Source organism: Enterococcus sp. 9E7_DIV0242 (assembly GCF_002140975.2).
GTDB classification, from domain to species: domain Bacteria; phylum Bacillota; class Bacilli; order Lactobacillales; family Enterococcaceae; genus Enterococcus_L; species Enterococcus_L clewellii.
The window spans coordinates 1831285-1850727 of record NZ_CP147247.1 but is presented as its reverse complement, the minus strand read 5'-3'; the positions used below and the strand labels follow the sequence as shown (position 1 = coordinate 1850727).

The window sequence follows — 19443 nt, the reverse complement described above, 5'->3', positions numbered from 1 at the left end:
TAGGGCTTCCAGTTTTTTGTTTATCAAATTTCGGATAGAATGTACTCAAAATAGCTTTCTGCTTCGCTTGATTTGTTGGTATACTAAATGAAAAGGAGGAGAATGATGAAAAAGTTAGTTGCTTTGTGTCTGGTTGTTTTTTTGCTCATTCTTTCCGGATGTTCGCTAGATAAAAAGAGTGAGTCTTCAAAGGAGTCATCTAGTGATACGATCTCTACTTCGGAAAAAGCAAAGGAAAATATTTCTGAAAAGGACTATGCTTCTCTTGGTGGTACCTGGGAATGTTTAGATGAAGCTGAGATGGGAGATGCAGTATTCATTGAACGTAACGCGACAGGGTTAACTATTCAGTACGGTGATGAAGCAGCTGTAGAGACAGAATTTGTTGCAAAAGAATCGGTGAAAGAGAGTATCTATTTTCGCTTTGAAAATAGGGTCGATCAGGTGGCTTATAGGATTGAACTGAAATCGAATGGAAACATTGTATTAAATCGCGGTACGACGAATCCTGAAATGGAAGGTTTGAGTAAACCGATGGAATATGAAAAGAAGGATGAATTGAATTTTACGTTACAAAAAATAAAAGAAATGGTCGAGCAATCTGAGGATTTTGAGTACTTTCAGAAAACCGAAGACTTTGATGATGATGACTATAAAATCTTAGCGATTCCGGAAGGAGAAGGATTTGGGTTTATCAGCGGACCCGATAATGAGGAACCAGCTGCTATTGAATACGATGAAAGTGGTACGATTATTAGGGAGTACAATCCATCTAAAGATTTACGAGCCACGACATTACGAGAGGTACGACAATTGATTGAGAATATAAGGAATGGGCAATAACGTATCACTAAAGATAGCTAAACGAAATGAACTTGGTTTTAAAACGAACGCAATAGAATAAAAAAAGCTAACTGGAGTGTAGTGAATCAAAAGACAGAAGCTGTTTTACTGAAGGTCTAGTAAACCAGCTCCTGTCTTTTTTATAGTTGCTTATGGTAATAGTGAAAAACTTTTTTGTTTATCAGTGTTTAGATAGCCATAATCAGCTCTTTTGATAGTTGTCTTATCCCATATTCCAATGTTTCAAAATAATCTTTTTCGACTAGCTCCTCATAGTTTTTGATTGTGGATAAATCATTTTCTTTTAAATGATAGAAAAAGGTAAGGAGGGTATATTCAAAAATATCGATGATTTGACAGACCAGCTCTTTTGTCTGGGAAGAAGGACCCTCACGTTTGATCAAGCGGATCAATCCACGGCAATCTGCCAGATATTGTTCAAAGAGATCGATATCGAAAATCCATTTTTCATGCAAGGCCTCAATAAAGGGTGAGTGTTCATCTAGTCTTTTTTTGTAATCACTAAAATTCATAAAAGAGCTCCCTTCTGTTTATGATCAAAACAAGTATAGCATGAAAAACAGTTGCCATATATGTTTGAATAAATATGGTTATCCTCACTGTTTGGAAATAAGCATACATGAAAAAGGTTTGCAGCTCTCTGAAGAAGAGAATCTGCAAACCTTTTTATATACAAGTATGATTTACTCAAATCTTGTCGAACATATTCCCCTTTTCTTTCTACATCGCCATCCATGTGGGTTCTAATGTATTGCCATCCGGGTCCTGCACTTCCAATCCGAACATCTGATCTTCCGGTATGCCCATCTCCACTTTGAAATAATCGCCACCATTTGCTTTGGCTATTTCAGCAAATTTTTTCACAGCATCTGCACTGTCCATACTAAAGGCTGTCAAAGCACCACTTGTTGTTTTTGTGTCGGCAATTGTTTTATCTTTGATGAATTGTTTATAGAAATCATGGCTGAGCAGCATGATCCAAAAATTATCATCCCAGACCATTGAGCTGGTTTGTTCTGTTGAAAACTCTTTGTTTTGAACAAAACCCAATGCTTGATAGAAGTCGGTAGAGCGCTGTACATCTGATACAGGAAAATTAACAAATACCATTGTTGCCATGGGAATCCCTCCGATTTTTAATTGATTGATTACGGGACAAGAATCTCATGCGCGAACTATTTTGTCAAAGACATTGCCTAAAAAAAAAGAATGGAAGCGTTATTCGTAAAGGAGAAGAAATGGAAAGCAACAATTTCAATCACATTTTACACTTTATTTTTGTCGTGCTACACTAAGTAGATACAATAAAGGAGTGAACGTTCATGGATCAAACGGTGTGGTTGGTTATTGGCTTGATTTGTCTGGTGTTATTGGTGATTTGGGCTATTGATATCTATTCTGGATATAAACTAAAGCAACGAATACGGTTCGAATGGGGAAGACGGCCGGCATGGCAACGATTAGATAAAGAAGAAAGTTTGAAGCAGGCTTGGAAATATGCGCAAACCTATCAGAAATTTGATAGTGAGATTGACGATGTGACTTGGTATGATTTAGATATGATGGAGGTCTTTGAAGCAGTCAATGCGACTTATTCAAGCGTTGGTTCTGAAGCCCTTTATCAACAAATGAGAAACTTTGATTTTAACTCACAGGAAGCCGAACAGCTAGAGGAGCTCCTTCACTTTTATCAAGAAAATCCAGAGCAGCGTGAAGAAATACAATTTCGATTTGCACAGCTTGGGAAGAAGGATGATAATTTCGTAAAGCACTATTTGTCTACAACGAATGGAAAGGAGCTGTCCGGTTTTTATTTACATGTTTTACTTGGACTGCTTCCGGTTATTGGGTTGCTCCTCTTGGCTTTTGGGTTAGTCGGGGGTGCTATACTTACGTTGGTAAGTATCTGCTTCAATGTCATTTATTATTTGAGAAAAAAGGAGCTGCTGGAAACTGAGTTGAATAGTATGCGTTATTTTGTTCAGACATTAGCTACTGCTAAAGCAATTGGCAAAGTGAAGTCACCTGTTCAATCAGAATTACAGAAACACTTAGCACCACTGAAAAATATTCTGCATTTTGGGGCATCGTTTCGAGTGAAATCAAACTCAGAGGCAGAAGTGATGTTTGATTATTTGAACATGGCCCTGATGATCCCCTTTATTTCCTATAATTTCGTGTTGAAACGTTTGGGTCAGTATCATGAGCAGGCCGTTGCATTGTGGGATATTTTAGGGCGATTGGAGGCGGCGTATGCCATTCTCAATTTCCGTTCGTATATGCCGCAAGTAGCCATTCCAATATTTGAAGCTGGTGGAGTCGTCGCTGCTGCCAGTTATCATCCTCTATTGGATGAAGCTGCAGTTGTTAACCCAATTAACTGGCAGAAAAATACGTTGGTCACCGGTTCAAACGCTTCAGGAAAATCAACGTATGTAAAAAGTATTGCTATCAATTGTATCTTAGCTCAAACAATCCATACGACCGCTGCAGAAACATTCATGATGGAAAGAGGCCATGTGCTGACATCCATGGCAGTGGAGGATGATTTATTTGAAGGCGATAGCTATTTTGTTGCAGAAATCAAGTCCATCAAACGTGTGATGGAGCAGATAAAGCTTAATGAGCGGTGTTACTGCTTCATTGATGAGATTCTAAAAGGAACAAATACGATCGAGCGTATCTCTGCTTCTGCTAGCATTGTCAATTGGATGAAGACATATCCTTCTCTAGCATTTGTAGCGACTCATGACATTGAGCTGACAGAGATTTTGAAGCACTCTTGTGAGAATGTTCATTTTGAGGAACGGGTTGAGGAAGATGGTATTCGTTTCGATTATGAGTTGAAACCTGGAAAAGCGCGGACACGAAATGCGCTCCAATTACTTAAGATTATGGATTACCCGGAAGAGGTCGTCAGCAATGCGAAGAAGGAAGCGGCTTTCTTTGATGAGCACCGTAGCTGGAATGTGATTGAGTGATTCCAAAGTTATTCAAAAAACGGACTCACCTTTCAGTTTTGTCATGTCATCTTATGTTTTTGTTCCTGTATTTTCCCTCCTAGCTCGGCGTATAATCGGATGGAAGGAGGGAAAAAATTTGATGCATGCACAGATAGAAAACGGGAAAAGAGGATTCACAACTTTTGATTTAAAAGTACTGGGTGTGGTTTTTATGTTTATCGATCATATCCATGAAATGTTTTCGATCATGGGGGCGCCAGCCTGGCTGGATTGGTTTGGGCGACCTGTCGCAACACTATTTTTCTTCATTAGTGTAGAAGGATTCAGTCATACTAGTAATAAGGAGAAATATTTGAAACGGCTTTGGCTGGGCTTTTTTCTAATGAACATTGGCAATTATTTGGTCCAGCGTTTTTTTTCATTGGGTGATGTGGGATTGATGAATAATATTTTTTCTGATTTATTTATTGCGGTGCTGTCAATGTATGGGATAGAACTGATCAGTAAAGGCTACAAGGAAAAGGCGTATGGTAAATTATTCAAAGGGATTTTATGTCTGATACTCCCCGTATTGATTTCAATAATCTTAATATATGCTTTGACAAATGGCACAATGGCGTTATTTACATTGAGCTATATTTTTCCGTCGACCATGTTCTCTGAAAATAGCATCATGATTTATTTAGCTACGGCAATGTATGTGTTCAGAAAAAATAGGACAGTGCAATGTCTAGCTATTGCAGTCGTCGCAGGCCTTTTTGCCAGCCGTGATGTTTCTTCATTATTAACATGGAACACTCAGTGGATGATGATTTTTGCAATCATTCCAATTGCTCTATACAATGGCGAAAGAGGAAAAAGTATGAAACAATTTTTCTATGTGTTTTATCCAGCACATATTTGGTTGCTGTATATTCTTGCCTCAATCATCTATACTCATTTTATTTAAAAAGTAACCGACAAATATAGGTGTTGAACGGTTTTAAAAGCATGTCTCTTGGCGAGCTGTTTTTAAGATCGTTTTTTTGTTGGTTGTTTCAGTTTGTCTGCCGGAGGATCAATGATAGAATGGACAATGAGTGTATTGAATAGATAGGAGAAGCACAACTATGAAATTGAGCATTCGTCACCGTTACATAAAGAAGATTCCGGTTTTGGAAGTTACACCGGAGGAAAAGAAAAATCAAGCATTACCGCTGATCATTTATTACCATGGCTGGCAGTCTGTCAAGGAGCTATCACTGACACAAGCCAGAAAGCTTGCAACTAAAGGCTTTCGCGTGATCTTGCCAGATGCAATGAACCATGGAGAGCGCAAAACAGGGGCAATCTCAACGATTCCTTCCATCACGTTTTGGTCAAGCATTCAGTATAACCTAATTGAATTTTCTGTACTGGTTCATTTCTTTGAACAGCTTGAGATGATTCAGGAAAATAAAATTGGTGTTGGCGGGGTGTCAATGGGTGGTATCACGACCTGCGGCTTGCTGACGCAGCATCCGAACATTCAAGCGGCCGCCTGCTTGATGGGGACGCCTTACCCACTAAGATATATCCAGCGAGTTATGACGAAAGCAGCTGGGATGGCTGTGTATGTTCCTGAAGATTTGCCATTGCTGTTGAGTTGGGTAGAAAACTATGATTTATCCCGAAATCCTGAAAAGCTTGACGACAGACCAGTCTTATTCTGGCATGGAACAGAGGACGAGAAGATTCCTTATGATGATATGGCTGACTTTGAACAGCTTGTTAACGGCCAAGATTATGCTGAAAACGTTCAGTTCTTGACAGGTACCGGAGAAAGTCATTTGGTACAGGGAACATTAATGGATAAAACAGCCGCTTTTTTCGCTCAAAGTTTACTGGAGTTGTAAGCAGTATCCAAAGAGCTTCAGGAAAGAAAATAGAGAAATGAATCGACCGTTTATGAAGTAAATCGTAGAGAAGTAGCAGCATTGTATGGTTGTAGCCAATAGCATAGAGACGTATTCTGAGAGGAATTCTTTTTTAGGATTTATATAGTTATAAAAAGAATTATGGTATACTGTTTAGGAGTGAAAATCAGGAATCACGGAAAATAATAGAAGGAGGATGTTTCTATATGACACAAAAGGAAACATTTTATATTACGACACCTATATACTATCCAAGTGGGAAATTACATATTGGAAATTCGTATACAACCATTGCTTGCGATGCATTGGCACGATACAAACGATTGATGGGCTTTGATGTCTTTTACCTGACAGGGGTAGATGAACATGGTCAGAAAATCGAACATAAGGCGGCAGAATTGGATGTTACGCCTAAAGAATATGTGGATAAAATGGCAGCAGATGTTCAAAAGCTATGGAAAACTTTGGATATCAGCTATGACAAATTCATTCGTACAACAGATGATTACCATGTCAAAGCTGTGCAGATGATTTTCAACCGCTTACTGGAGCAAGGCGATATCTATTTGGGTGAATATGAAGGCTGGTATTCTGTTTCAGATGAAGAATATTTCACTGAAACTCAGCTGGCTGAGGTTTATCGTAATGAAGAAGGCAAGGTAATCGGCGGAAAAGCACCAAGTGGTCATGAAGTCGAACTAGTGAAAGAAGAATCGTACTTCTTCCGTATGAGCAAATATGCAGATCGATTACTCGAATATTATAATGAGCATCCGGAGTTCATTCAACCGGAATCTCGTAAGAATGAAATGATCAACAACTTTATCAAGCCTGGATTAGAAGACTTAGCTGTTTCACGGACAACCTTCTCATGGGGTGTTCCGCTGACAAAAGATCCTAAACACGTTGTTTATGTATGGATCGATGCATTATCAAACTATATCACTGCTTTAGGGTATGGCTCTGATGATGACAGTTTGTTCCAAAAATTCTGGCCGGCAGATGTGCATATGGTTGGGAAGGAAATTGTTCGTTTCCATACAATTTACTGGCCAATTATGCTGATGGCGCTAGACTTACCGCTGCCAAAGAAAATTTTCGGTCATGGTTGGCTATTGATGAAAGATGGAAAAATGTCTAAATCGAAAGGCAATGTCGTTTATCCTGAGATGCTTGTAGAGCGTTATGGATTGGATGCACTGCGTTACTACTTATTACGATCTATTCCGTTCGGCAGTGATGGTGTATTCACACCGGAAGATTTCGTTTCTCGTCTGAACTATGATTTGGCGAATGATTTAGGAAATCTATTGAATCGTACGATTGCGATGATCAACAAATATTGTGAAGGCAATGTTCCGCAATATGCTTCAAAGGTTACACCGTTTGATAGTGAGCTTTCAACAACTGCCGCTAATGTGATCGGTAAGTACCATGAAGCAATGGAGAAAATGGAGTTCAATACTGCAATTGCAGAAGTTTGGACGTTGGTTTCTCGTGCTAATAAATATATTGATGAAACACAGCCTTGGATCTTGGCGAAGGATGAAGAGAAGAAGACAGAGTTGGATAGCGTGATGGTTCATTTGGCAGAAGCCTTGCGTATTGTAGCAATCTTATTGCAACCGGTCATGACTGAAACGCCGAAACGAATCTTTGAACAACTTGGACTTGATCCTGAGACAATGAACATGGGCGCGATTCATTTTGGTGAATTCCCTGTAGATGTTAAGGTAACAAGTGCAGGAACACCAATCTTCCCGCGTTTGGATATTGAGACAGAAGTTGCTTATATCCAACGAAAAATGGCGCAGGGCGCTAAGACGGAAGCCGAAGAAATCAAGTGGGATCCAGAAGAAACAGAACTACATTCTGTCAAAGAAAAACAGATTAAATACGAAGATTTCGATAAAGTAGAAATCAAAGTAGCAGAGGTTATTGATTGTAAAAAGGTGAAAGACGCTGATAAGCTATTACAGTTTCGCTTGGATGCTGGGGACAAACAGCATCGTCAAATCCTATCAGGAATCGCAGAATTTTACCCGGACCCAAGTACACTAATTGGGAAAAAAGTAGCAATCGTGGCAAACCTTAAACCAAGAAAAATGCGTGGACAGATTAGTCAAGGGATGATTCTTTCTGCTGAAGATAAAGAAGGCAGATTGCAAATCATCGAGGCACCAAAAGACATGCCAAACGGATCAATTATTGCATAGAGAAATGAAGAAGAGAGAACGCAGAAAAGTGGCGCTCTCTCTTCTTTTTTAACAAGGAGGTATCCTTATGAATGATTCAGACTGTAAGTAAAGTCGATTTCAAATAATAGTATTGAAAATGCGTTCATAATTATTCGATACTGTTTTTTGAAAGTAGACATGCTATGCTCTTATTAAATCAAACTTTTGGAGGTTTAATCAAAGTGGAACCAAAAAATGTACTTAATATAACAACAAGAATGTCGTTTCGACAATGGTTAATTGAACATCATGATACAGAAACTGAATGCTGGATAATCACAAAAAAAGGAAAGAACCCACCGGAAAATTTTGTCTGGTATCTTGATGCAGTAGAAGAAGCACTTTGTTTTGGCTGGATAGATACAACACATAAAAAAATTGAAGGGATAGATATGCAGAAATTTACCCCTCGTGCTAAAAGAAGTTCGTGGTCTGAATTAAACAAGGAGCGTTGCCGTAGATTAGAAAAGTTGGGTCTTATGACCGATTCAGGACGTGCAGTATTACCTGATATGTCTGAAGATGGTTTTGTTATAGATGATGAGATTATGCAAGCCTTTACCAAAAATCCGACAGCATGGGCGCACTTCAAAAATTTTCCCTCCCTGTACCAACGAGTTCGTATTGACTGCATTCAACGAGATAAGAGAAAAGATAAAGCTGTGTTTGACAAAAGATTACAGAAATTAATCGAACAATCGGCTGAAGAAAAGATGTTTGGAGACTGGAATGATTATGGCCGATTGCCTTTTTTGTGATAGAGATGTATTTGTGTTAGAAAATGAACTGGCAGGCGCTTTTTTTGATAAATATCCTGTGAATGAAGGCCACTTGTTGGTCATTCCTAAGAAGCATCGTGTGGATTATTTTGAATTGACAAAAGAGGAAAAACGTGCGATCGATGCGTTGATTTTGAAAGGGAAAGACTATTTAGAGAAACTATATCAACCAGATGGGTGGAACATTGGCTGCAATTGCGGAATTCCAGCTGGACAAAGTGTCATGCATTGCCATATTCATTTGATTCCTCGCTATGAAGGCGATATGTCTAAACCAAAAGGCGGGGTACGTGGCGTGATTCCTGAAAAGCAAAGCTATTGATACGAAAAAAAACAGAAAGATCATGCGCGGGAGACAACGAGCGCATGATCTTTTTATTTAGGAATCCTCAAAAATCATTTTATAGTTGATGACCAATCGGCTATTGTATTTTTCTTTATTGGAGCGTGTGATTTCTGTGCTGGAAGAAATATCGATTAGGCAGCTATTAGTATATTTTTTTAGAAGAATGCCATGAAGTGAAGTACTTAATAGCTCGGAATAGAAGGCTACTTTCTCTCCTTCAAGAAACTGTTGATTAACCGCAGTTTCCTGATAAAGAGTAAAAGGGGCTTTGCCTTGGTTATTTTTAACAAAAGATGTCATGTTTGAATGTCCTCCTCTTTTTTTAATGTAATATGCTGCTGAATGGCTATGGTATTTGCTGCAAACTCGGACTGCTTCCTTGTAAATTGTTTACAGTGTGGACGAGATTCGACAGCTCCTGCTTCATGTGTCAGTTTTTCTCGGTGAAACAAAATTAGATCTGAGCATTGGCGTGCCAGCAGGACTTGTCTGGAGCGAATATTCTGAAGTGCTTCTTTCTTTTTATGTAACACTGTCCGTTAGCCTCCGTCCTTTTACTGGTCTAAGTAAATTTATTAAAACCGTCCTTGTTCTTTATTATACGACGACATAGAGTGTAGTACTATGAATTCTTAAGAAAAACTTAATGATTGGTTCTGTGAGAAATGATCTCGACAGGAAGAATAGCTGCTTTTCACTGTCTAGTTTATTTTGTATACTAAAGAGAGTCTATGGGAATAAGCAAACTGAAGAGTTGGAGGTGTGTAGATGGAAATCAAAGTTAATGCGAAGCCATTCAACTATCAATTGAATGTGTCAGATAAACTGATTCAAAATGTGTTTTTAATCGTCGGTGGAACGATTGTTTTAAAGCAAGTAGTAAAGCTAATTAATAGATAGAGTATTGATTGAATTAGAGGGAGTAATTTATAGCACAGCGAGAGAATGCATATGAGAAGAATAATCAGTCAATTTTAGGAGATCGGGCATAGCTATGTCACGTCTCTTTTTTTACTCTCAATATTCCTCAGCATTTTTGCTCAATAGAAGCTACATTAACCAGGATATAGAAAATCACTATGCAAATGAAAGCGATTAAAAAAGAGTTGACATTCATTTTATTGCAGACTATAATCAAATCATATTAACCGGTTAATGTAATTTAGTTAGGAGGAAATAAAATGAAAAAGATCATTGATTTACTGGATCGAAGATTTGTCCCTATTGCTTCAAAAATTGGTGCACAGAGACATTTAGTTGCCGTCAGAGATGGATTTGTGGTCATTATGCCGTTAATGATTGTCGGTTCTCTAGCTGTGTTGATCAACAACCTGCCAATTGATGCTTATCAAAATATGATGAACTCGATTTTTGATGGTGATGGGTGGAAAGGCTTTGCCAACTCCATTTCTCAAGGGGCGTTCAATGTGATGTCACTTATTGTTGTCTACACTATCTCTGCTGCATTAGCTAAATCGTATAAAAAAGACGGAGTAACTGCTGGAGCGATTTCTTTAGCATCATTGGTAACGATCATGGCCTCATTCTCAACCGAAGATGGCAGTACTTCTGGTTTGCCTTTCGCATGGATGGGAGCACAAGGACTATTTATCGCAATCTTTGTAGCATTGATCGGTACAGAAATTTTTATCAGATTATCAAATAATAAAAAGCTTGTCATTACTATGCCAGATGGTGTTCCACCAGCAGTAGCGAAATCATTTTCATCACTGATGCCGGGAATGCTTACCATCATTTTCTTCGCACTTATTCGAGTTTTGTTCAATGCAGCAGGCGTTGAAAGTATTCATCAGTCCTTCTATGATTTATTGCAAGCACCAATTGTGAAAATGGCAAATACACTACCAACAGCATTATTGATCGTATTCCTCAACCACTTGTTTTGGTTCTTTGGATTGAATGGCGGAAGTATTCTTGAACCAATCATGCAAAGTGTCTATTTACCGGCAATCGACCAAAACATTGCCGCTTTAGAAAAAGGATTGGATATTCCGAACATCGTAACGAAACCATTCTTTGATTCTTTTGTATATTTAGGCGGTACGGGAGCAACGTTAGCATTAGTTGTCAGTGTTCTATTGTTCACACGAAAAAATAAACCGTATAAAGTTGTTTCAGAGTTATCTTTAGCTCCGAGCTTATTCAATATTAATGAACCAGTGATGTTTGGGTTTCCAATCGTTCTGAATCCATTGTTATTTATTCCTTTCTTATTGGTTCCAATGATTTTAACTGTTATTTCTTATATGGCAATCAGTACAGGACTTGTACCAAAAACGATCGTGCTCGTTCCTTGGACAACACCACCAGTTATTGGCGGCTTCTTAGCTACTGGTTCTTGGCGAGGAGGCGCACTAGCGTTGGTCAATTTCGTGATTGCTGTGGTTCTCTATATGCCGTTCTTAAAAGCAGCGGAAAAACAATTTATTCAATCCAGTGAGGTGGAAAATTAAATGACAAAAGGGCTTGGCTTTTCTATTTATCCTGAAAAGACACGGAAAGAAGATGACATGGCTTATATTCGATTGGCAGCCGGCTATGGGTTTACACGAATGTTTACCTGTTTTCTTTCTGTAGAATTGACAAAAAATGAGCTTTTAGAAAAATACAAGCCTCTAATTGGTTTAGCGAGATCATTGGGTATTGAGACTTATGTTGATGTTTACCCTTCTTTTTTCTCCAATATGGGCATTTCTCTAAATGATCTATCCTTTTTTGAAGAGCTTGGAGCTGCTGGTTTTCGTTTGGATCGGAGCTTTTCCGGATCAGAGGAGAGCTTGATGACCTACAATCCGGAAGGGTTGAAAATTGAAGTAAATATCAGTAATGACACAAGCTATGTGGAAAATATTTTAGATTTCCAACCAAATAAAGATCAGCTTGTCGGGTGCCATAACTTTTATCCACAGCGTTATTCTGGGTTGAAAGAATCCTATTTTATCCAAGCAACTGAGCGATATAAAAAGCTAGGTCTGCATACGGCAGCGTTTGTTACCAGCCAATCTGGAACGATCGGTCCATGGGATATCTCGGAAGGACAACCTACATTAGAAAGAGACCGTGAGCTATCGATCGATTTGCAAGCGAGAGCCATGTGGGCTTGTGCGGATATCGATGACATCATCGTAGGCAATGCGTATGCAACAGAAGCAGAATTGAAGCAGCTTTCAGAAATTCAGCCATATGTTGTAAACTTCTCGGTCGATCGGTCAACAGGCATTTCAGAAACAGAAGCGAAAATCTGTTATGAGGAGCTCCATTTTCAAAGGGGAGATATCTCTAGCTTTATGATTCGTTCCACTGCTTCGAGAACAAAATACCGGGGACAAACAATCAAGGCAAGGCCAGCTGAGTCAAAAATCAAGGTTGGTGATGTGTTGATTGCAAATGAATCCTATGGCATTTATGCAGGTGAGCTGCAGGTTGCATTAGAGGAGCGTGAAAACGATGGTGTTTGGAATGTTGTTGGTTCGATTCCAAAAGAAGAACACTTCATGCTGGACTACATCACACCTTGGAAAAAATTTATTTTTAGAAAAGAAGTGACTCTGTGAAAACACCTGTATTACTTGTCGACAAAAAAATTATGCTGAAGAACCTTACTGCGATGCAGAAAAAGGTTGATGAAAAAGGTGGTATTTCCTTAAGACCGCACATAAAAACACATAAAACGCCTGAACTGGCCATACGGCAGAATGAGTTGGGAAAATCAGGAATCACTTGCGCAAAATTAAGTGAGGCGGAAGTCATGATTGCACATGGCATTCGCGATGTATTTCTTGCTTACCCGCTCGTTGATCCGGAGAAAATCCGTCAAGCACTGGGCCTAGCTAAAAGGATCGATCGTTTCATTTTCAGTATCGATACGTATGATGGTGCTGTAAGATTATCAGAGGGTGCGTCAGAGTCCGGAGTCATTGCGGAAGCCAGAGTGGAAATCGATACAGGATTGTTTCGATCAGGCTTATCAATGGAAGAAGCTGTAGAGAACATGCTACTTTTCCATCAATTACAGGGATTGAAAATCACAGGGATTTATACCTATCGAGGGTCCAAAGATCGCTATGGGAATGTGGTGAAAAATGCTTTTGAAGCTGGCGTAGAAGAAGCTGAGCTAATGGTTGAACTGGCTGAGAAACTGGCTGATAAAGGACTAGTTATCGAAGATATCAGTGTTGGCTCAACACCAACGCTTGAAGGTGTACTTTCTGATACTCGAATCACAGAGGTTCGTCCGGGCACCTACATTTTTAATGATGCGATGCAAGTGGCTTATGGTGTCTGCTCTCAAGATGACTGTGCAGCAGTTGTTCGGGTAACTGTTGTTAGCAGGCATGGGGATCGTGCAGTTATTGATGGTGGGAGTAAAAGCTTTGCTACAGATGTTCAACCCACACGAGGCGAGGTATCGATCATAGGGTTTGGGATTGTAAAAAATCATCCAACTATTGTATTTGAACGCATGAATGAAGAACATGGTGTACTGATTTTGAATGGTGAACAAGTCGCTGTAGGTGAAGAGCTGGAAATCATTCCTAACCATATTTGCAGCACTGTTAACCTATATGATCATTATTATTTTAGGGATGGAACAGAGGTTTCTGTCAGTGCTCGCGGAAAAATACAATAAGAATTCAGGGGGAAGAACAATGGGAAAAATCGAAGAAAAATTGAAAGAAATTGGTATCGAGCTTGAAAAGGTACCGACACCGGTGGCTGAATATGTGCCATCTAAACGAGTAGGGAATTTAGTCTATACTTCTGGCTGCGACTGCCGAAAAAATGGTGAACTGATACTGAAAGGAAAGCTTGGGAAAGACTTAGATGTTTCGCAGGGAAAAGAAGCCGCTAAACAGGTCGTTGTTAATATTCTTGCTGTTCTGCAAAAAGAACTGGGCAGCTTGGATGAAGTCAAGCAAGTGGTGAAAATGCTGGCTTTTGTCAACTCAACAGATGAATTTGCAGAACAGCCTTATGTAATCAACGGAGCATCAGAATTTCTCGTTGAGGTCTTCGGCGAAAAGGGCAGACATGCTCGTTCTGCTATTGGAACCAATACACTGCCGTTTGATACACCAGTAGAAATCGAATTAATTGTAGAAATAAATTAACAAAATGGATATCAGACTTCCTCTTCTCAAGCCGCCATTCCTTTTGTATAATTGATTCAGTGTTTAAAATACAAAAAGGAGGGAAGCAGCTATGAGTCGAGTGACCATTAAGGATATTGCCGAAATGGCGGGGGTTTCCAAAACAATTGTTTCCCATTACTTAAATGACAATTTCAAGTTCATGAGTGAGGATACTAAAAATAAAATCGCTCGAATCGTGAAAGAGACAAATTATATTCCCAGAAATAGCGCTAGGAATTTGAAATTTAAAAAGGTAAAGGTCATCAATATCATTGTTGCAAATATTTCCAGCTCATTTTCTACTAATGTTATTAAGTACATTGATCGTAAAATCAGTTCTTCATCTGTTCAGGTCATCGTTTCTTATTCTGATGATGATGACAGCAAAGAGAAAAATCTGATTGAGCAAGCGATTGCCTCCGATGTGGATGGTATTGTGTTGTTTCCTACGGGAAAAAATACAGATTATTATCGAATGCTTGATGAAAAGAATGTCCCGATTGTTTATGTTGATAGAATCCCTCTCAATGTTGAAAAGTATTTCTGTGTACTGTTGGATAACCAGGCCGCAATGGTGGAGGCTGTTCAGCAGCTTGTAGATCGCGGACATAAGCATGTCGCTTATCTTAGCTTGCCGTTTCAAGAAGAGGTAACCCCTCGAACAGAGCGACTTGAAGCGTTTCAAGATGCGGTATCGGAGTCTGGCAGGATATTACCGAGTATTGTTTCAGGATCAGAAGAAAGCTTAGGCGGAAAAATAGAAACATTGTTTAGAAGTAGCAGCTATACACCAACCGCCTTTATTGCCTCTAATGACACGTGTTTGGAAAGCTTACTGCGAGTGTACAAACAGATTGGTACAAAAAAAAAAATCGACATTGTTTCTATTGATGGATACGATCTATACATGATTTTAGACCAAATACTTTTAACGATCGAGCACCCTATAAAGGAAATTTGTGAGTGTATTTTGGATTGTTTAAACATCACTGCAGCAACCAGAGAAGAACAGCTGGCGAAAGAAAAACAAATCTTTCGATTCAAACCCATCTATTTATCTTCTTCATCCAGTTGATTATGCAGAACCTGCATAACATATATTCTCCTATATAACTCCGTTCAAAAAGAGAAGTAAGAAAGCGAAGCCGCGAATCAGTGGTTTCGCTTTCTTACTTCTGTATAAATCAAAAAATTATTTAAAGAACATGACTAGCTATGATAAAGTAATTGTAAGAGCAAAGCAGAGCGTATCTCTGTATGTGAAGAGAGTAGTTCAAGCAAAGGAGAATTGAGAGATAATATGGTGTATTCATTTGAAGGTATATGTTTTAAGGAGGGAAATAGGCAGTTTATAAAAATTCCATTTAATGTTTGGGATATCTGTGAACAAAAAGGCAATATCCCTGTAAAAGTAACCATTCAATCTAATGCATTTGAATGTAAACTGATTCCGAAAGGCGAAGGCGTTTACTACATTCCTGTGACGAAAAAATATTTTGAACAGTTGAAAATGGAAGAGAACTACACGGTTTCTTTTGAATTGATTGACCAGCTTTCACGAATCAATCATGATAGTCCTTATTCTGTCCCTATTCGAAAAATCGAGGCCATTCAGCTAGTCTTACAGCCGGATGTGGGATTATGTGGACAAGCGTGTATGGCAATGTTAAGTGGACTGACAATAGAAGAGATAATCACTAGTATGAAAGCAAAAAAATGGCAGGTTTCCTTAAGTAAATTTATAGAAACATTAGACTATTTTAGTTTAGCCCATGCAGATAAAATGATTTACATAAAAAGAAACTTTTTCCAATTACCTAATCTATGTTTATTAAATGTAAAATCCAGTGATGTGTCAGAAAAGCGTAGCCATTTTCTGCTTTATTTCGACAAGAAATACTATGACCCTGCTGTAGGAATACTCACGGAATATGATACTAGTAGAATTATTGGTTATTTAGAGATTTTTAGCTAAGCATTCAAACACCGCTCTATTTCATTGAACATAATGAAATAGAGCGGTGTTTATTTCTTACTCAGCAATAGTACAACTGAGTAGCGAAGGATGGTATTCATATCTACTACGTCAACCCATTTTTCTTTGAATCAACGATTTGGCAATTTATTTTTTCTGAATCGTCCAAGCTTCTTCGGCAAAAAGAGAACGAAGAAGGAATGAGGCATGCTGACGATCGACCACAGTAACATCCTACTTCCAAAATTTTGACGGTAAAGCCATTTCAGTAAGAAATGGAAGCTGATGATTCCAACAGTCAGCCAGAGTAGCAATAGCCAACGTGGTTCAAGCTCAGTAAGAGATAGGATCAAACGACCGACTAATGGATACACATAGAAAAAAAGCCCGGTAATCGTAATTCGCCAGTTTTTTACTACGGCCTCAATGTTCAACAAAAGAAACACAAGAGAAAGGATAACTGCAAGCGGCGGGAAAAAGGCAATTACTGCAGAATAGATACTACCCCACAAGAGCATTAGAGGCCCTTTGATCAGAGCTGTGATCCCAATCAGTAAAACAACAAGTAATAGTTGTTGGGTAAGACTAGCGTACGTAAGCAGAGAAAAAAGTATCAGTAAACTCCAATGCCAGATCGTTTGTGTCTGTTCTTTACGGGGTGGCGATACTTTTTGTTGTATAAGTGATTTGAAAAGGTCAGAAGCTGAAAAAGGTTGTTTCATTGGCTCACTCCTAACAATAATAAGATGTATAGGTAGTGTAACAGGAAATATGTCGTGAAACATCAGGCTTGAGGCTGACGGAAGATACTGCTATATAGCTCAATCGGTTTGTTCCAGAAAATAATGAAGAAAAAGAAAGAAGTTTTCTTGATTCCAAGTGTTTTAGGCGCTTTTCTGGTAAAATGAGAAAGAGTATAACAAGCAGGAGGAAGACACATGATTTTTGATTCACATACCCATTTAAATGCAGAACAATTTAATGAAGACATACCAGAGACAATCGAACGGGCGAAAGAACTAGGCGTGACAGAAATGGCTGTTGTGGGCTTTGATACACCGACAATCGATAAGTCATTAGAATTAAGCAGAGACCATCCGGATATCTATAGTATCATCGGCTGGCATCCTACAGAAGCGGGCAGCTATACCAAGGAAATCGAGACAAGACTTCAAGAGCTGCTACAAACGCCGAAGGTTGTCGCGTTAGGAGAAATTGGCTTAGATTACTACTGGATGGAGGACCCGAAAGAGGTTCAGGATCGTGTGTTCCGTCGACAGATTGCGATTGCCAAAGAGATGAAGCTGCCTATCAGTATTCATATGCGTGATGCTATTGAGGATACTTATCAGGTTCTTAAAGAAGAAGGGGTTCAGGACATTGGCGGTATTATGCACAGCTATAGTGGAGACAGCGAGTGGATGAAACGCTTTTTAGATTTAGGCATGCACATTTCCTTCAGTGGTGTGGTTTCATTCAAAAAAGCAGTGGAGGTGCAGGAAGCTGCTCAGATTGTGCCGCTCGACCGGATGCTAGTGGAAACAGACGCTCCATATTTAGCACCAGTTCCTTATCGAGGCAAACGAAATGAGCCGGGCTACACGAGATATGTAGTTGAGAAAATTGCGGAATTGAGAGAAATGTCTTGGGAAGAGCTGGCGCAGCAGACCACCAAAAATGCACATCAGCTGTTTAGGATAGAAAAATGACAGAAAAAATGAGAATCGAAGAGATTATTGTCGTTGAGGGGAAAGATGACACACGCCGTCTGTTAGAAGTGATTGATGCAGATACAATTGAAACAATCGGTTCAGCAATCAATGAAGATATTTTGGCACAAATCGAGCATGCACAGGAAATGAGAGGGGTCATCATTTTTACGGACCCTGACTATTCCGGAGAAAAGATTCGGAAAACAATTATGGAAGTGGTTCCTGATGCTAAGCATGCCTTTTTATCTCGCCGATTGGCAGAACCCAAGCGACGAGGTAGTAGCTTAGGCGTAGAGCACGCGAGTGATGAAGCCATTCTGGAGGCGCTAAGGATGGTAGTCACCCCTGTTCTTGAATCAGATGATTATGTGGAGATACCTAGACAGGTGCTGTTAGACTATGGTTTAATAGCAGGAGCGCATTCAAAGGAACGTCGAGAAAAGCTGGGCGATGAGTTGCGCATCGGTTATACCAACAGCAAGCAGTTGATCAAGCGACTGCAAATGTTTAGGATAACGGAAGACGAACTAAGAGAAGCGATGAGTAAAGTGGAGGAATCACTGTGACCGAATATAAAGACATAGCAACACCATCCAGAACCAAAGAGATTTTAAAGAAGCATGGCTTTTCGTTCAAGAAAAGCTTAGGTCAGAATTTCCTGACAGAACCAAATATTCTACGAAAAATTGTTGAGACAGCGACGATTGATCAAGAGACAAATGTGATCGAAGTAGGTCCGGGAATTGGGGCATTAACGGAGCATCTAGCTCGAAATGCTGCACAGGTACTGGCGTTTGAGATTGACGATCGCTTAATTCCAGTCTTAGAGGATACGATGAGCCCTTATGCTAATGTGACTGTTGTACATCAGGATGTTCTAAAAGCCAATTTAATTGAAGAAACAAAACAAGTTTTCAAACAAGAGTTACCAATCAAGGTAGTAGCTAACCTGCCTTACTATATCACCACTCCAATCATGATGCATTTTCTGGAATCTGATTTGGATGTCGCTGAGATGATCGTGATGATGCAAAAAGAAGTAGCAGACCGTATTTCGGCTGTTCCCGGAACGAAGGCGTATGGGTCGTTATCGATTGCTGTTCAGTATTATATGGAAGCTTCGGTTGCTTTTATTGTTCCTAAAACAGTATTTGTTCCTCAGCCCAATGTGGATTCGGCAATCATTATCTTGAAGAAACGCGAGAAACCAGCAGTAGAAGTCAGCAGCGAAAAGGAATTCTTCAAGCTGACAAAAGCATCTTTTCAGTTAAGAAGAAAGACACTGTGGAATAACCTAACACATTTTTATGGTAAAAATGAGCAAACAGTCGAATGGCTGAAAGTAAGCTTAGCAGAAGCAGAAATCGATCCTTCACGTCGCGGTGAAACACTATCCTTGGAAGAATTTGCTCGTTTAAGCAATACATTGCAAAAGAATAAATAAATAAAAAGCCAGTTTCCGATTATTCAACGGAAGCTGTCTTTTTTTGTAAAACAAGTCGTCAGAACCTAAAAAAGT

Annotated in this window: 22 protein-coding genes; 17 read left to right on the top strand and 5 right to left on the bottom strand. The window is 39.3% G+C overall.

The genetic code is table 11. The annotated features are described in order from the left end of the window. Positions 1-105 precede the first annotated feature (105 nt). Complete coding sequence (locus A5888_RS08770) at positions 106-843, top strand: hypothetical protein (RefSeq protein ID WP_086350069.1); 738 nt, start codon at positions 106-108, stop codon at positions 841-843. A 188-nt stretch (positions 844-1031) separates the two neighbouring features. On the opposite strand, the gene A5888_RS08765 is transcribed toward A5888_RS08770, so the two are convergent. Together A5888_RS08765 and A5888_RS08760 are read right to left on the bottom strand one after the other, a co-directional pair. Then, positions 1032-1376, bottom strand: coding sequence for a hypothetical protein (locus A5888_RS08765; protein WP_086350070.1), 345 nt, complete (start codon positions 1374-1376; stop codon positions 1032-1034). A gap of 208 nt (positions 1377-1584) precedes the next feature. Further along, positions 1585-1983, bottom strand: coding sequence for a VOC family protein (locus tag A5888_RS08760; RefSeq protein ID WP_086350071.1), 399 nt, complete (start codon positions 1981-1983; stop codon positions 1585-1587). 203 nt (positions 1984-2186) lie between these two features. On the opposite strand from A5888_RS08760, the gene A5888_RS08755 reads away from it, so the two are divergent. The 6 genes from A5888_RS08755 to A5888_RS08730 all read left to right on the top strand — a co-directional run bounded on the left by A5888_RS08755 (position 2187) and on the right by A5888_RS08730 (position 9060). Beyond that, complete coding sequence (locus A5888_RS08755; RefSeq protein ID WP_086350072.1) at positions 2187-3845, top strand: MutS-related protein; 1659 nt, start codon at positions 2187-2189, stop codon at positions 3843-3845. Positions 3846-3966: 121 nt separating this feature from the next. After that, a complete protein-coding gene (locus A5888_RS08750) occupies positions 3967-4776 on the top strand; it encodes a TraX family protein (RefSeq protein ID WP_086350073.1) in 810 nt (269 codons plus the stop codon). A 160-nt stretch (positions 4777-4936) separates the two neighbouring features. Beyond that, positions 4937-5701 (top strand): alpha/beta fold hydrolase, encoded by a 765-nt coding sequence (locus tag A5888_RS08745; protein ID WP_086350074.1) that lies wholly within the window; start codon positions 4937-4939, stop codon positions 5699-5701. A gap of 227 nt (positions 5702-5928) precedes the next feature. After that, complete coding sequence (metG, locus tag A5888_RS08740; protein WP_086350075.1) at positions 5929-7938, top strand: methionine--tRNA ligase; 2010 nt, start codon at positions 5929-5931, stop codon at positions 7936-7938. Positions 7939-8141: 203 nt separating this feature from the next. After that, positions 8142-8717 (top strand): YdeI/OmpD-associated family protein, encoded by a 576-nt coding sequence (locus tag A5888_RS08735; RefSeq protein ID WP_086350076.1) that lies wholly within the window; start codon positions 8142-8144, stop codon positions 8715-8717. Continuing rightward, on the top strand, positions 8695-9060 hold the full coding sequence (locus A5888_RS08730) for an HIT family protein (RefSeq protein WP_086350219.1): 366 nt from the start codon (positions 8695-8697) through the stop codon (positions 9058-9060). Before A5888_RS08735 ends, A5888_RS08730 begins: the two co-directional genes overlap by 23 nt. Before the next feature lie 57 nt (positions 9061-9117). On the opposite strand, the gene A5888_RS08725 is transcribed toward A5888_RS08730, so the two are convergent. Together A5888_RS08725 and A5888_RS08720 are read right to left on the bottom strand one after the other, a co-directional pair. Then, positions 9118-9384: a hypothetical protein gene (locus tag A5888_RS08725; protein WP_086350077.1), complete on the bottom strand. Its 267-nt coding sequence runs from the start codon at positions 9382-9384 to the stop codon at positions 9118-9120. Next, positions 9381-9617, bottom strand: a complete 237-nt coding sequence (locus tag A5888_RS08720; protein WP_086350078.1) for a hypothetical protein — start codon at positions 9615-9617, stop codon at positions 9381-9383. The genes A5888_RS08725 and A5888_RS08720 overlap by 4 nt, the downstream gene beginning before the upstream one ends. 235 nt (positions 9618-9852) lie before the next feature. On the opposite strand from A5888_RS08720, the gene A5888_RS08715 reads away from it, so the two are divergent. The 7 genes from A5888_RS08715 (at position 9853) to A5888_RS08685 (ending at position 16212) form a co-directional block, all read left to right on the top strand. After that, entirely contained in the window at positions 9853-9984 is a 132-nt protein-coding gene (locus A5888_RS08715; RefSeq protein ID WP_283160597.1) for a hypothetical protein, read from the top strand. Between the two features lie 281 nt (positions 9985-10265). Next, on the top strand, positions 10266-11558 hold the full coding sequence (locus A5888_RS08710; RefSeq protein ID WP_086350079.1) for a PTS sugar transporter subunit IIC: 1293 nt from the start codon (positions 10266-10268) through the stop codon (positions 11556-11558). Then, positions 11559-12659 carry a DUF871 domain-containing protein gene (locus tag A5888_RS08705; RefSeq protein WP_086350080.1) on the top strand — a complete coding sequence of 367 codons (1101 nt, stop codon included), beginning with the start codon at positions 11559-11561 and terminating at the stop codon, positions 12657-12659. Then, positions 12656-13735: an alanine racemase gene (locus tag A5888_RS08700; RefSeq protein ID WP_086350081.1), complete on the top strand. Its 1080-nt coding sequence runs from the start codon at positions 12656-12658 to the stop codon at positions 13733-13735. Before A5888_RS08705 ends, A5888_RS08700 begins: the two co-directional genes overlap by 4 nt. Before the next feature lie 19 nt (positions 13736-13754). Then, on the top strand, positions 13755-14216 hold the full coding sequence (locus A5888_RS08695) for a RidA family protein (RefSeq protein WP_086350082.1): 462 nt from the start codon (positions 13755-13757) through the stop codon (positions 14214-14216). A gap of 91 nt (positions 14217-14307) precedes the next feature. Beyond that, positions 14308-15312 carry a LacI family DNA-binding transcriptional regulator gene (locus A5888_RS08690; RefSeq protein WP_086350083.1) on the top strand — a complete coding sequence of 335 codons (1005 nt, stop codon included), beginning with the start codon at positions 14308-14310 and terminating at the stop codon, positions 15310-15312. 225 nt (positions 15313-15537) lie between these two features. Further along, positions 15538-16212, top strand: coding sequence for a DUF1905 domain-containing protein (locus A5888_RS08685; protein ID WP_339102042.1), 675 nt, complete (start codon positions 15538-15540; stop codon positions 16210-16212). Between the two features lie 131 nt (positions 16213-16343). Here the strand turns inward: A5888_RS08685 and A5888_RS08680 are convergent, their stop codons facing one another. Further along, positions 16344-16934: a hypothetical protein gene (locus tag A5888_RS08680; protein ID WP_086350084.1), complete on the bottom strand. Its 591-nt coding sequence runs from the start codon at positions 16932-16934 to the stop codon at positions 16344-16346. A gap of 216 nt (positions 16935-17150) precedes the next feature. On the opposite strand from A5888_RS08680, the gene A5888_RS08675 reads away from it, so the two are divergent. From A5888_RS08675 to rsmA, 3 genes are read left to right on the top strand one after another with little or no spacing between them, the layout of a single operon-like run. Beyond that, positions 17151-17921 (top strand): TatD family hydrolase, encoded by a 771-nt coding sequence (locus A5888_RS08675; RefSeq protein ID WP_086350085.1) that lies wholly within the window; start codon positions 17151-17153, stop codon positions 17919-17921. After that, the gene (rnmV, locus tag A5888_RS08670) at positions 17918-18490 is read left to right on the top strand and encodes a ribonuclease M5 (protein ID WP_170924841.1); all 573 of its coding nucleotides are present in this window, start codon (positions 17918-17920) and stop codon (positions 18488-18490) included. The genes A5888_RS08675 and rnmV overlap by 4 nt, the downstream gene beginning before the upstream one ends. Continuing rightward, positions 18487-19368: a 16S rRNA (adenine(1518)-N(6)/adenine(1519)-N(6))-dimethyltransferase RsmA gene (rsmA, locus tag A5888_RS08665; protein WP_086350086.1), complete on the top strand. Its 882-nt coding sequence runs from the start codon at positions 18487-18489 to the stop codon at positions 19366-19368. The genes rnmV and rsmA overlap by 4 nt, the downstream gene beginning before the upstream one ends. Positions 19369-19443: the final 75 nt, after the last annotated feature.